Origin of the sequence: Umezawaea sp. NPDC059074 (assembly GCF_042738955.1) — a bacterium.
Classification (GTDB): domain Bacteria; phylum Actinomycetota; class Actinomycetes; order Mycobacteriales; family Pseudonocardiaceae; genus Umezawaea.
The window spans coordinates 1-12499 of record NZ_JBHYHC010000199.1 but is presented as its reverse complement, the minus strand read 5'-3'; the positions used below and the strand labels follow the sequence as shown (position 1 = coordinate 12499).

General features: G+C 71.8%; 15 protein-coding genes and 1 tRNA gene. 6 read left to right on the top strand and 10 right to left on the bottom strand.

The annotated features are described in order from the left end of the window. Positions 1-18: 18 nt before the first annotated feature. From ACFWW9_RS43465 to ACFWW9_RS43455, 3 genes are read right to left on the bottom strand one after another with little or no spacing between them, the layout of a single operon-like run. Positions 19-288 carry an SDR family NAD(P)-dependent oxidoreductase gene (locus ACFWW9_RS43465; RefSeq protein ID WP_390389041.1) on the bottom strand — a complete coding sequence of 90 codons (270 nt, stop codon included), beginning with the start codon at positions 286-288 and terminating at the stop codon, positions 19-21. After that, positions 285-1118 carry an aldo/keto reductase gene (locus ACFWW9_RS43460; RefSeq protein ID WP_390389039.1) on the bottom strand — a complete coding sequence of 278 codons (834 nt, stop codon included), beginning with the start codon at positions 1116-1118 and terminating at the stop codon, positions 285-287. Before ACFWW9_RS43460 ends, ACFWW9_RS43465 begins: the two co-directional genes overlap by 4 nt. Before the next feature lie 56 nt (positions 1119-1174). Next, entirely contained in the window at positions 1175-1603 is a 429-nt protein-coding gene (locus tag ACFWW9_RS43455) for a MarR family winged helix-turn-helix transcriptional regulator (protein ID WP_390389037.1), read from the bottom strand. A 129-nt stretch (positions 1604-1732) separates the two neighbouring features. Here ACFWW9_RS43455 and ACFWW9_RS43450 point away from each other — a divergent pair, with 129 nt between their 5' ends. Together ACFWW9_RS43450 and ACFWW9_RS43445 are read left to right on the top strand one after the other, a co-directional pair. After that, complete coding sequence (locus ACFWW9_RS43450; protein ID WP_390389035.1) at positions 1733-2680, top strand: ATP-binding cassette domain-containing protein; 948 nt, start codon at positions 1733-1735, stop codon at positions 2678-2680. After that, positions 2677-3432 carry an ABC transporter permease gene (locus ACFWW9_RS43445; RefSeq protein ID WP_390389032.1) on the top strand — a complete coding sequence of 252 codons (756 nt, stop codon included), beginning with the start codon at positions 2677-2679 and terminating at the stop codon, positions 3430-3432. The genes ACFWW9_RS43450 and ACFWW9_RS43445 overlap by 4 nt, the downstream gene beginning before the upstream one ends. On the opposite strand, the gene ACFWW9_RS43440 is transcribed toward ACFWW9_RS43445, so the two are convergent. After that, positions 3429-4322 (bottom strand): endonuclease/exonuclease/phosphatase family protein, encoded by an 894-nt coding sequence (locus tag ACFWW9_RS43440; protein WP_390389029.1) that lies wholly within the window; start codon positions 4320-4322, stop codon positions 3429-3431. The genes ACFWW9_RS43445 and ACFWW9_RS43440 overlap by 4 nt on opposite strands. 366 nt (positions 4323-4688) lie before the next feature. Here ACFWW9_RS43440 and ACFWW9_RS43435 point away from each other — a divergent pair, with 366 nt between their 5' ends. After that, entirely contained in the window at positions 4689-6257 is a 1569-nt protein-coding gene (locus tag ACFWW9_RS43435) for a TROVE domain-containing protein (protein ID WP_390389027.1), read from the top strand. A 6-nt stretch (positions 6258-6263) separates the two neighbouring features. Here ACFWW9_RS43435 and ACFWW9_RS43430 read toward each other — a convergent pair whose 3' ends face one another. Beyond that, on the bottom strand, positions 6264-6563 hold the full coding sequence (locus ACFWW9_RS43430; protein WP_390389025.1) for a hypothetical protein: 300 nt from the start codon (positions 6561-6563) through the stop codon (positions 6264-6266). A 67-nt stretch (positions 6564-6630) separates the two neighbouring features. Next, a tRNA-Leu gene (locus tag ACFWW9_RS43425) sits at positions 6631-6704 on the bottom strand. A gap of 83 nt (positions 6705-6787) precedes the next feature. On the opposite strand from ACFWW9_RS43425, the gene ACFWW9_RS43420 reads away from it, so the two are divergent. Beyond that, positions 6788-7009: a DUF3618 domain-containing protein gene (locus tag ACFWW9_RS43420; protein WP_106193945.1), complete on the top strand. Its 222-nt coding sequence runs from the start codon at positions 6788-6790 to the stop codon at positions 7007-7009. A gap of 43 nt (positions 7010-7052) precedes the next feature. On the opposite strand, the gene ACFWW9_RS43415 is transcribed toward ACFWW9_RS43420, so the two are convergent. The 3 genes from ACFWW9_RS43415 to ACFWW9_RS43405 all read right to left on the bottom strand — a co-directional run bounded on the left by ACFWW9_RS43415 (position 7053) and on the right by ACFWW9_RS43405 (position 9074). After that, positions 7053-7586 (bottom strand): Pycsar system effector family protein, encoded by a 534-nt coding sequence (locus tag ACFWW9_RS43415; RefSeq protein ID WP_390389022.1) that lies wholly within the window; start codon positions 7584-7586, stop codon positions 7053-7055. An 82-nt stretch (positions 7587-7668) separates the two neighbouring features. After that, on the bottom strand, positions 7669-8415 hold the full coding sequence (locus tag ACFWW9_RS43410) for a Crp/Fnr family transcriptional regulator (protein ID WP_390389019.1): 747 nt from the start codon (positions 8413-8415) through the stop codon (positions 7669-7671). A 44-nt stretch (positions 8416-8459) separates the two neighbouring features. Next, positions 8460-9074 carry a TetR/AcrR family transcriptional regulator gene (locus tag ACFWW9_RS43405; protein WP_390389017.1) on the bottom strand — a complete coding sequence of 205 codons (615 nt, stop codon included), beginning with the start codon at positions 9072-9074 and terminating at the stop codon, positions 8460-8462. A 191-nt stretch (positions 9075-9265) separates the two neighbouring features. Here ACFWW9_RS43405 and ACFWW9_RS43400 point away from each other — a divergent pair, with 191 nt between their 5' ends. Continuing rightward, positions 9266-10300 (top strand): zinc-dependent alcohol dehydrogenase family protein, encoded by a 1035-nt coding sequence (locus ACFWW9_RS43400; protein WP_390389015.1) that lies wholly within the window; start codon positions 9266-9268, stop codon positions 10298-10300. Here ACFWW9_RS43400 and ACFWW9_RS43395 read toward each other — a convergent pair. Next, positions 10290-10901 (bottom strand): TetR/AcrR family transcriptional regulator, encoded by a 612-nt coding sequence (locus tag ACFWW9_RS43395; protein ID WP_390389014.1) that lies wholly within the window; start codon positions 10899-10901, stop codon positions 10290-10292. The genes ACFWW9_RS43400 and ACFWW9_RS43395 overlap by 11 nt on opposite strands. 83 nt (positions 10902-10984) lie before the next feature. Between ACFWW9_RS43395 and ACFWW9_RS43390 the strand changes: the two genes are divergently transcribed. Next, complete coding sequence (locus ACFWW9_RS43390) at positions 10985-12466, top strand: flavin-containing monooxygenase (RefSeq protein ID WP_390389013.1); 1482 nt, start codon at positions 10985-10987, stop codon at positions 12464-12466. The last annotated feature ends 33 nt before the right edge of the window (positions 12467-12499 follow it).

Here is a 12499-nt window from a genome sequence, read left to right as displayed (position 1 = left end):
TTCACCCCCCCCCCCCCTTTATAAACACCCCATATGTGGTCGGCCGGTTATTTTTTTTATAACACCCCCCCCCACCCGGTCGACCCGCCCGACGCGGGCCCCCGCCGCCCCCCCCCGGGCGCTCGCCTGGCCCTCGTCGGTCACGTCCAGCGCGAGGGCGAGCGACGCGGCCGGGATCGCCGTGCGGTCGCGGGCCGTGGCCACGACCTCGTGCCCGGCGGCCAGCGCGGCGCGGGCGATCTCCGCGCCGAGGCCGCGCGACGCGCCCGTGACGAACCAGACGCTCACGCCGTCAGCGCGGCGAACTCCGCGTCGGTCAGCTCGATCGACGCCGCGGCCATGTTGTCCTCCAGGTGCGCCACCGACGACGTGCCGGGGATCGGCATCACCACGGGGGAGCGCTTGAGCAGCCACGCGAGCGCGAGCTGCGACGGGGACGCGTCGTGCTCCTTGGCGGCCAGGTCGAGCGGGCCGCCCTCCTTGGCGAGCTTGCCGGTCGCGAGCGGGAACCACGGGATGAAGCCAATGCCGTTCTCCGTGCAGTGGTCGAGCAGCGGGTCGGCGCTGCGGTTGGTCAGGTTGTAGAGGTTCTGCACCGACACGATGGTCGCGAACTCGCCCGCGGCCTTCAGCTCGTCGACGGACACCTCGCTCAGGCCGATGTGCCGGATCTTGCCCTCCTGCTGGAGCAGGGCCAGCTCGCCGATCTGGTCGGCCAGCGGGACCTTCGAGTCGATGCGGTGCAGCTGCATCAGGTCGATCCGCTCCAGGCCGAGGTGGCGCAGGCTCAGCTCGGTCTGCTGCCGCAGGTACTCCGGGCGGCCGACGGGCGTCCACTGGCCGGGGCCCTGCCGGGTGAAACCGACCTTGGTCGCGATCACGAGGCCGTCGGCGTACGGGTGCAGCGCCTCCTTGATGAGGAGATCGGCCGTGAACGGGCCGTACGCGTCGGCGGTGTCGATCAGCGTGACGCCGAGCTCGACCGCGCGCCGCAGCACGGCGACCGCGCCTTCGGGGTCGCGGGACTCGCCCCACACGCCGGGGCCGGGGAGCTGCATGGCGCCGTAGCCGAGGCGGCCGACTTCGAGGTCGCCGCCGATGGTGAACGTGCTGGTCATCGCTGTTCTCCCAAAAGTAAACTGAACGTACAGTTCATCTTACGCCTCTTCCGGCGTCACAGCCAGGCCTCGTCGTCGGTCGCTTCGGCCAACGCCCGTTGCAGCAGCGCGCGCAGGGCCTCCCGATCCCGCACGGGCATCCGGCCCAGGAACTCGGCCTCGGCCCGCGCCAGCGGTCCCCGCGCGTCGGCCAGCAACCGGGCGGTGTCCGGGGTCAGCGCGAGCCTGCGGGTGCGGCCGGACGCCCCCGGCTCGCGCACGAGGTGCCCGCCGCGCTCCAGCTCGTCGACCATCCCGTGCAGCGACTGGCGGGTGATCCCCAGCTGCCGCGCCAACTCCGAGATCGTCAGCTCCGGTTCGGCGCGCAGCTGCGCGAGCAGGCCGAACTGCCGGACGGTCAGCCCGTGCGGCCGGAGTTCGGCGTCGGCCAGCCGCGAGGCGATGGTGTGGGCGTAGGCGAGCAGGTACGGAATGGGCGCGCGCATATCTCCAGTGTCAGGCACCCTGACGAAACGGCGTGTTTTGGGCCTACTCTTCTCGGGCTTTCGCATCCCACCCATCGGCAGGCGCCTACTCCGGCGCGGCTGGCGCATGTCCGGAACCAGGAGGAGAAGTTGATCAGAACACGGGGGCTGACCAGGCGTTTCAAGGTGAAACGGCGGGTCGTGGACGCGGTGCGGGGTCTCGACCTCGACGTCGCGAAAGGGGAACTCGTCGCATTCCTCGGACCGAACGGGGCGGGCAAGTCGACGTCGTTGCGAATGCTGACGACATTGCTCCCGCCGACCTCGGGAGAGGCCCGGATCGCGGGCCACGACATCCGCTCCGACGCGGCCGCGGTGCGCAGGCGCATCGGCTACGTCGGGCAGGGCAACGGCGCGGGCCCGTACTTCCGGGTCCGCGACGAACTGGTGACCCAGGGGCGCTGCCACGGGTTCACCCCGGCCGAGTCCCGCCGCCGGGCGGACGACCTGCTCGCCACGATGGAGCTGGAGGACCTGGCCGACCGGCCCGCGGGCACGCTGTCCGGCGGGCAGCGGCGGCGGCTCGACATCGCGCTCGGCCTCGTCCACCGGCCGGAACTGCTGTTCCTCGACGAGCCGTCGTCCGGCCTGGACCCGCAGAACCGCGCCAACCTGTGGGAGCACATCCTGCGGCTGCGCGACCAGTTGGGCACGACGGTCTTCCTGACCACCCACTACCTGGAGGAGGCCGACACCAAGGCGGAACGGGTCGTGGTGATCGACCACGGGCGGATCATCGCCGACGACACGGCCGAGCGGCTCAAGGCGAACCTCGCCGGCGACCGGCTCACCGTCGTCACCGACAACGCGGCGCGGGCCGCGCGGATCGCCGACCGGATCCCGTTGGCGCGCGAGGTGGTCGTCGACGGCGACGCGGTCCGGCTGCGGGTGCCCGACGGGTCCGCCGTGCTGCCGGTGCTGCTGCGCGCGTTGGACGCGGCCACGGTGGACGTGCGGACGGCGGAGGTCCGGCGGCCCACGCTCGACGACGTGTTCCTCGCCCTCACCGGGCGCAGCCTGAGGGAGAGCGCGGCATGAGGTTCGCGACCGAGACCGCCGTCGTGTTCGCCAGGGAGGTGCGGCCGCAGCTGCGGAACCCGATCGGCCTGGTGTTCGGCATGGCCCAGCCGGTGGTGTTCCTGGTCTTCTTCGGCTCGCTGCTGACCGGCCTCGCGTGGGGCGGCGGGGACGCGGCGTGGCAGTGGTTCGTGCCCGGCACGCTGATCATGATGGGCCTGTCCGGCACGATCTCCGCCGGGTACATGCTGATGACCGAGATGTCCGGCGGCTCGCTCGACCGGATGCTCGTCACGCCCATCAGCCGGTCCGCCATGCTCGTCGGCCGCACCGGCAAGGAAGCCCTGCTGCTGCTCGCGCAATCGGCGTTGATCATCGTCGTGGTGCTGCCGTTCGGCTTCGAGCCGCACCTCGTCGGCGCGGTGGTGGCGATGCTGCTGCTGGCCGTGATCGGCATCGGGCTCGGGGCGTTCTCCTGCGCGCTGGCGGTGCTCGCGCGCAAGCAGGAGTCGCTGTTCTACGTGGTCCAGCAGACGCTGCTGTTCCCGCTGCTGATGCTGTCCGGCGTCCTGCTGCCGCTCGACACCGCGCCGTCGTGGATGCGCGCGGTGTCGCGGGTCAACCCGCTGACCTACGTCGTGGAGGCCGAGCGCGACCTGTTCGCCGGGCACCTCAGCGGGACCGCCGTGCTGCACGGCGTGGCCAGCGCGGTCGGGTTCGCCGTGGTGGGCGTCCTGGTCGGCGCGCGCGCCATGCGCCGCGCGGGCGACTAGACCAGGGCCAGCTCGGCGAAGACCAGCCGGTGGTCCGAGCCGGGCAGCGTGCGCTCGCCGACCGCGACGGCCGCGAACCCGTGACCGTGCAGCACGTGGTCGAGCTGCACGAGCGGTGGCAGCGCGCGGTCGGCGGGCCACGTCGGCGCCCACCCGCGCCCCAGCTCGGCGTGGGAGTCGACCAGGCCCGCCGACAGCAGGTCCCGCATGGGCTCGTGGTCGAGCGTGGCGTTGAAGTCGCCCAGCAGCACGGAGTTCTCGTGCGCCACGGCCTTGAGCGCGATCATGTCCCGCGTCCACCGGTCGGGGTCGCCCGCCGGGTAGTAGGTGTGCACGGCGACGACCTCGACCGCCCGGCCCGCGACGGTGAGCGTGGCGGTCGTCTGCGGCCACGTGGTCGGCGCGGCGAGCGGCCCGCTGCTGGTGAACGGGAACCGGGAGTACAGCGAGGAGTCGTCCTTGGGCCGCAGCTCGCGGTAGGGCATCACGTCCCGCAACCCGGCCGCGTCCAACCCCGGAATCGCCTGCGGGGCAAGCTCCTCCACGGCCAGCACGTCGATCCTCTCGGAGCGGACGAAGTCGACGAGCGCCTTCGCGTCCACGTTGCCGACGTGCGAGTTGACCGTCGCGACGCGCAACCGCGCCGCCCCGTCGGGAACCGCGGTCCCGTCGGCGACGAAGCGGGGAACCAGCACCACCAGCTGGACCACCAGCAGCCCGAGCGCGAGCACCGTCAACCACCGCGCCCCCGCCACGACCGTCACGACCCCGACGACCACGGTGACGACCACCGCGTACGGCACCCCGACCACCACGAGCGCGAACACCGACCCCGCGTCGAGCCCGGTCACCCGCACGACCACCAGCCCCGCGACCCCGACCAACACCACAGCGCACACCGCGAGCAGAACGTTCCGAGCCGTGAATGGGGACTCCGTCGACACCCACCCGAGCGTAGGCCAGTCCCGGAAAACGGGTTGACCACCCGCCTAACGTTGATCACGTACTCCCGGTGCGCCGTCGACGGTTACTTCGCTGTCAACGAAACCCACACCGTCGGCGATCTGGTCTCGGGAGCCACGACTTCGCCCGTGTCCGGTGCGCCGCAAGGGGTTACTTCCACTTTTAATGGGGAGGCCGCGGGTTCGAGTCCCGTCACCGGTACCGGCCGGTGTAGCTCAGGGGCCAGAGCACCTTGTACCCCGTGCCACCTCGATCTCGGACACGGGCGGAGTCCATTTCGGAGAGGCGGGGCCATGGCGAAGTTCAACGCGGGCGCGACGAAGACCGCCGTCGTCAGCCCGATCACCTCGGAGCGGACGGCGAGCGCGCGCACCCACGAGGGCGGCGCGGGTTTCGTCCGGGACGCCCGCTCGGAACTCTTCCTGCTCGCGGTGGCGAACATGGTGGGGGAGCGGACGTTCTACGAGTCCGGCGGCGCGCGCGACGAGCGCTACGCGGACCTCGTGCACGAGGTCACCACGACCGATCCCGAGTGGGTGGTCCGCTTCCTGCGCTGGCTGCGCACCGAGGCGAACATGCGGTCGGCGTCCCTCGTGGGCGCGGCCGAGTTCACCTGGGCCCGCCTGGTCACGGGCGAGTCCGGCCTGTCCCGCCAGGTCGTCGACTCGGTGCTCCAGCGCGCCGACGAGCCGGGCGAGCTGCTCGCCTACTGGACCTCCGTGCACGGCCGCGCGATCCCGAAGCCGGTCAAGCGGGGTGTCGCGGACGCCGTCCGCCGCCTGTACACCGAGCGCGCGCTGGCCAAGTGGGACAGCGCCGCGCGCGGCTTCCGCTTCGGCGACGTGCTCGACCTGACCCACCCGTCCGCCACCGACACCCGCCAAGGAGACCTGTACCGCCACGCGCTGAACGTCCGCCACCGCCGCGACGAGCCCGTCCCGTCGTCGCTGGGGCTGCTGACCGCGCGGGCCGAGCTGCTGGCGCTGCCGGTGGCGGAGCGCCGCGCGCTGTTCTCGCGCCCCACCGCGGCGGCCGAGCTGCGCCGCGCGGGCCTGACGTGGGAGTCGGTCGCGGGCTGGCTCCACGGGCCGCTGACCGCCGCCGTGTGGGAGGCCCTGATCCCGTCGATGGGGTACATGGCGCTGCTGCGGAACGTCCGCAACTTCGACGAGGCCGGGGTCTCCGACGAGGTCGCGGCCGGGGTGGCGGCGACGCTCGCCGACCCGGAGGAGGTGGCGCGGTCGCGGCAGTTCCCGTTCCGCTTCCTGGCCGCCTACCGGGCCGCGCCGTCGCTGCGGTGGGGTCAGGCGCTGGAGCGCGCGCTCGCCGCGTCGCTGGCGACCGTGCCCGCGCTGGGCGGCCGGACGCTGATCTGCGTCGACCGCTCGCCGTCGATGTTCCCCGGCTACCACTTCTCGACCAAGGTGACGTCGGACATCTCCTGCGCCGACCAGGCCGCCGTGTTCGGGCTCGCGCTCGCCCTGCGGGCCGAGCAGGCGACCACGGTCGTCTACGGCGGCACCAGCAGGGTCGTGAAGGTGGCCAAGGGCGGGTCGCTGCTCAAGGCCGTCAACGGTCTCGGCCCGGCGATCGACTACACCGACACCGCGGGCGCGGTCCGGGCGCACTTCGCGGGCCACGACCGGGTCGTGGTGATCACCGACGAGCAGTCCGCCACCGCCGACGCGGCGGCGGGCGTGCCCGCGGACGTCCCGGTGTACGTGTGGAACCTCGCGGGCTACCGCCACGGCAACACCCCGGCGGGCGGCGCGAACCGTCACACCTTCGGGGGGCTTTCGGATGCCGCGTTCCGCATGGTCCCGTTGCTGGAGGCGGGCCGGTCGGCGGACTGGCCGTTCTGACGGGGGTCAGAGCAGGTCGAACGCCAGTTGGCCCGGTCCGTCGTCGGTCGACGTCACGCCGCGCATCCCGGACTTCGCGCAGCGGCCGCAGTCGACCGGGGAGCGGGTCGGCTTGAAGCGGGTGAAGTCCCAGCCGCCGGTGCCCACGTGGCAGCCGGGGCCGGGGACGGAGACGCCGAGCCAGTCCTGGAGGCGGACGGCGTGGACGACGGTGGAGCCCTGGATGTAGCCGTTGTCGTCCCTGGCGAACCGGGACCTGGCGTCGGCGGCGGGGCCGGCGAGCGTGTCGTGCAGCGTGCTGCTCACGTGGTCTCCTCCGCGTCGTCGGGCCCGGAGCGGTGGACCCGCCCTCGCGGGCGGGCCCACCGGGGGATGGGGCCGGAGAGACTCGAACTCTCACTGGCACGGACCTAAACCGTGTGCCTCTGCCAATTGGGCTACGGCCCCCGTTCGGCAAGCCTATCGACACGCACCGGCGTCAGGTCAACTACGGTGGGGCAAGCCCTAGGGCACCGCTGACAGGAGGACATGTGGCTCGCGACCCCGACACCATCCAGCGTGAGATCGAGCAGGCTCGCGACGCGCTGGCCACGACCCTGGACGAGCTGGGCACGAGGGCCAACCCCCAGCGCTTCGTCGACGAGGGCAAAGCCACCGTGCGCGCCAAGTTCGACGACCCGAAGGTCAAGTACGCGCTCATCGCGGTGGGCGTCGTCGTGGGCCTGCTGGTCGTGCGCAAGCTGTTCCGCTGACGGGCCGGTCCAGCGGGCCGTTGACGGCCCGCTGGACCGCCGGCTACGGCGCGAGCAGGAACCAGGCGAACAACCCGAGCGCGCCGACCACCCAGGCCAGCAGCGCGATCCTCAGCCAGCGGAACTTCTGCCGGGCGATGACGGCGAGGTCGTGCGCCGCCAGCCAGGCCTCGTCGGCGGCGGACCGCTTGCTCCTGGGCAGGTCGCGCACGGGCGTGGCGGCGACGCTCGGCCACGAGTAGCGCGACCGGCTGCCGTCGAGCACGCGCGGGCGCAGCGCCGCGGTCAGCGCGAGCACGGCGGCGGGCACCGCGACCAGCGTCAAGGCCATCACCACCGCCCGCACCCACTCGTGCCACGTCGTCGGCGTGAACGACGCGCGGATCTCGGCGCGCTGCCCGGCGAGCGTGCCGCCGAGGACGATCGTCGCGGTCGCCAGCAGCCCGGCCTTGGTGTCCGCGTTCGCGACCCACCCGCTGAACTGCGTGATGGCGAAGTGCGCTTCACCGACGTCGTCCCGCCTGCGCCGGACGGTCTTCGCGACGGCTCCGCGCGGGCGGAGCAGTGGTTCGGTCACCAAATGGCCCTCCAACGGGTCTCGGTCACCCCACTGTGGGGGACGCGACCGGTCGGTGGCACCACATTTCTGCGGAGATCGTTCAGTGGGAATTGGCCACGCGTTGCAGCTCCGCCATGTCGAGCAGCGACGTCTTCCGGTACGCCGTCCGCACCAGCCCGGCGTCGATCAGGCGTTTCATCTGCTGCTCCACGGTCCGCCGCGCGATGCTCGCGAGCGACCCCAGTTCCTCCTGGGTGAGCGGGATGTCCAGTTCCCAGGTCTCCTCGTCGGTCCAGCCGCACGTCTTCGCGACCTCGACCAGCACCCGCGCGACCCTGGCGTACGCCTTGAGCGCGAGGAAGTCCACGCGGCGCTGGTCGGCCCAGCGCAGGCGTTCGCTCACCATGCGCCGCAGCTCCAGCTCGGCGTCCGGCGCGCGGCGCAGGAACGCCTCGAACTCGCCGCGGCCGATGGACCTCGCCAGCACTTCGCCGCAGGCGATCACGCTGGCGGAGCGCGGGTTGTGGTCGATGACGGACTGCTCGCCGACGAGGTCGCCGCGGATCCGGATCGCGAGCAGCGCGGTCGGACCGTGCTCGCTGTGGACGACGACCTTGACGGCCTTCGACAGCAGCAGCACGACGTTGTCGCCGCGTTCGCCGTGCTTGAGGATCACGTCGTTGTCCGGGTACGAGACCGTCGTGCCGAGGACCAGCAGCCGGTCGCGGGTCGGCGGTCGCAGACGGCCCAGCAGGGTCGTGGCGGGCCATCCCGGCGACCGTCGCTGCGGTGGCTGGTCTATGTCAGCCTCCCGTGACGCGGAGCGGTGGTCTGGAACCCCCGACACTACTGGTCCGCCCGCTCGGGCGTGTCCGCAATTCGGGTGGTCCCTCAGGTCTGGTTGCCGACCAGCGGCAGCAGGACCTGGTCCACGACCTTGTCCACGAACGGCTGGTCCAGCGGGTCGCCGGTGAGCATGAGCCGGTAGATCAGCGCCGCGCCCGCGAGCTCGACCGCCATGGTGAGGGGGGCGTGCTCCCGGACCTCGCCGCGCCCCACCGCGCGGTGCAGGACGCCGAACAGCACGTCGCGCTGGGAGATCAGGAACGTCTCGCGGAACGCCGCCGCGAGTTCCGGCTCGTGCGGCAGTTCGCCGACGAGCGCCTGCGCGGCCTTGCCGATCGGGCCGGACAGGAACGCGGCGAACGAGTTGAGGAACTCCCGCAGGTCCTCGGCCAGCGACCCGGTGTCCGGCGCGACCAGGTTCCGGCTCGCCAGCTGGGTGCAGGTGTCGATCACCAGGTCCAGTTTGGACTCCCACCGGCGGTAGATCGTCGCCTTGCCCGCACGGGCGCGCGCGGCGACGGCGTCCATGGTCAGCGCCCGGTAGCCGACCTCGGCCATCACCTCGAGCGCGGCTTGGCGCAGCGCGTCGTCCCGGCTCGCGTCGCGCGGCCGTCCGCGCTGGGGCGAGCGGGGTTCTTCGCTGTAAGCCGGTGTGGCCAAGACCACGCCACCTCTCTCTTGCAGGGCACGGTTGAAACATCTTAGGCGTGTTCGGACGGTTCCCGAGCCTGCCGCCCCGATCCCGAACACAACCCGAACACGAATGCGATTCGACAACGCGGGCCACCTGCGCGGGACTCGATCCGACGCGCCAGGATGGACCGTCAGTACCGCCGACAAGAGGGGGACAGGTGCGCGCGACCACCATCCACGGACCCGGTGACATCCGGGTCGAGCAGGTGCCCGACGCCGCTCTCCAGGAGCCGACCGACGCCGTCGTGCGGGTCGAGCTGGCCTGCGTCTGCGGCAGCGACCTGTGGGCCTACCGCGGCGTGTCGAAGCGGCGGCCGGGCCAGCGCATCGGCCACGAGTTCGTGGGCGAGGTGGTCGACGTCGGCTCGGAGGTCACGTCCGTGCGGGTCGGCGACCGGGTGATCGCGCCGTTCATGTGGAGCGACGGCACGTGCGCCTACTGCGTCGCGGGCGTGCACACGTCGTGCCCCCAGGGCGGGATGTGGGGCAAGCGCGGGTACGACGGCGGTCAGGGCGAGGCCGTGCGGGTGCCGCAGGCCGACGGCACGCTCGTGAGCGTGCCCAGGGGCGCCGACGCGAAGCTGCTGCCCGCGTTCCTGTCCCTGTCGGACGTCATGGGCACGGGCCACCACGCGGCCCTCGCCGCGGGGGTCGTGCCGGGCTCGGTGGTGGCGGTCGTGGGCGACGGGGCCGTGGGGCTGTGCGGCGTGCTGGCCGCGAAGCGGCTCGGCGCGGAGCGGGTGATCGCGCTGGGCCGTCACGAGGACCGCGCCGCCGTGGCGCGGCTGTTCGGCGCGACGGACCAGGTGGCCGAACGCGGTGAGGCGGCGATCGAGCGGGTCAAGGAGCTGACCGGCGGACTGGGCGCGTCGGCCGTGCTGGAGTGCGTCGGCACCGGGCCGTCGTGGGAGACCGCGCTCGGGATCGTGCGCGACGGTGGCCGCATCGGGTACGTGGGCGTGCCGCACGGGATGCCGGGCCTGCCGATGAACGACCTGTTCGACCGCAACGTCGGCGTGGGCGGTGGCGTCGCCCCGACCCGCAGGTACCTGCCGGAGCTGCTCGCCGACGTCCTGGCGGGCCGCCTGGACCCGTCGCCGGTGTTCGACCGCACGGTGCCGCTGGACGAGGTCGCCGACGCCTACCGGGCGATGGAGGACCGCACCGCGCTGAAGGTCGTCGTCAAGCCGTGAGCCGGGCCGACACGCCCCGCCACACCACGGTCATCACGTAGTCGGTCGCGAGCGCGGGCCCCACCTCGGGCCTGCGCTCGCACCACAGCGCCAGCCGTTCGCACGACCCCACGACGATCTCCGCGAAGGCCTCGGCCTCCAGCGGTTCCAGGTCGGGCGAGAACCCCGCGATCACCGCGCCGATCAGCGCCGTCTGCTGCGTGCGGATGCCCTCGATCTCCTCCTCGGCCGACGGCACGGTGATCGCCGCCTCCTGCCGCAGCAGCGCCCACGACCGCCGGTGCTCGACGATGAACTCGAAGAACGCCAGCAAACCCCGGCGCAGCAGGTCTTCCGGGCCGGTCGCGCCGACGATCGCGGCCTCGGTCTTGGTCCGCAGCTCGGTCCGCGCGCGCTGGATGCAGCCGATCAGCAGGCCTTCCTTGGAGCCGAAGTACTCGTAGAGCATCGGCTTGGAGACGCCGACGCGCTCGGCGATCTCGTCCATGGACGTGGCCAGGTAGCCCTGCTCGGCGAAGACGACCTCGGCGACGTCGAGCATCTGGGCCTTGCGCTCCGCCTTGGGCATGCGGCGTCGGCGCGCTGGCTGGATGCTGGTCATCGGAGAAGGGTACTACCGCCAGTAACTTACTTCGAGTAACCTACTGGCGAGTATCTGACCGGGACCGCGGAGGTTGCGCACTGATGGGCACGCACCGGGACACCGAAGTACTGATCGTGGGCACCGGCTTCTCGGGGCTGGGCATGGCGATCGAGCTCAAGCGCACGGGCAGGCACGACTTCGTCGTCCTGGAGAAGGCGTCCGACCTCGGCGGGACGTGGCGCGACAACCAGTACCCCGGCTGCGCGTGCGACGTGCAGTCCCACATGTACTCCTACTCGTTCGAGCTGAACCCGAACTGGTCGCGGGCCTTCGCCGAGCAGCCGGAGATCTGGGCGTACCTCCAGGGCGTGGCGGACAAGTACGACCTGCGGCGGCACATCCGGTTCGACACGGAGTTCACCGGCGCGCGGTGGGACGAGGACGCCAAGGTCTGGCACGTCTCCACCGGCACGGGGGACACCTACACCGCCAAGGCGCTGGTGATGGGCGTCGGGGCGCTGCACATCCCGAACGTGCCCAAGCTGCCCGGCGTGGAACGCTTCCAGGGCAAGGTGTTCCACTCCGCGCGGTGGGACCGGGAGTACGACCTGGACGGCAGGAAGGTCGCCGTCGTCGGCACCGGCGCGAGCGCGATCCAGTTCGTGCCGAAGATCGCCGACCAGGTGGAGAAGCTGGCCGTCTTCCAGCGCACACCGCCGTGGATCATGCCCAAGGCCGACCGGCCCATCAGCGAGCGCGAGCACAAGGTGTTCCGCAGGGTGCCGTTCGCCCAGCGGCTGTTCCGGAACTTCGTGTACTGGACCAGGGAGTCGACCGCGCTGGGGTTCGCGGTGAACCCGCGGATCATGAAGCTCGCGCAGCGGATCGCCAAGCGGCACATGGCCCACCAGGTGCCGGACCGCGCGCTGCGGGAGAAGCTCACCCCGGACTACACGATGGGGTGCAAGCGGGTGCTGATCTCCAACGACTACTACCCCGCGCTGTCGCGGCCCAACGTCGACCTGGTCACCGACGGCATCGCCGAGGTCCGGGAGCACAGCGTCGTCGACACCGCCGGGGTGGAGCACGAGGTCGACACGATCGTCTACGGCACCGGGTTCCACGTGATCGACGCGTTCGGGTACCTGTCGATCACCGGCAAGGACGGGCGGGACCTGGCGAAGGAGTGGCAGGAGCAGGGCATCCAGAGCCACTACGGGATCACCGTCGCCGGGTTCCCCAACTTCTTCTTCCTGCTGGGCCCCAACACCGGCCTGGGGCACAACTCCGTGGTGTTCATGGCGGAGTCGCAGATCAAGTACGTGTCGCAGTGCCTGGGGATGCTGGACCGCGCCGACGAGGTGGAGGTCCGGGTCGACGTGCAGCGGCGGTTCAACTCCGAGATCCAGCGGAAGCTGAGTCGCGGGGTGTGGACCGAGGGCGGGTGCAAGAGCTGGTACCTGGACGCGCAGGGCGTGAACCGGACGATCTGGCCGGGGTTCACGTGGCGGTACTGGATGCGGACCAGGAAGGTCCGCGCCGACGACTTCGTGCTGACCACGAAGTCACGTGTGAGTGTGTGACCGTGTGACCCGCCGCCGAGTCCGACCGGGACG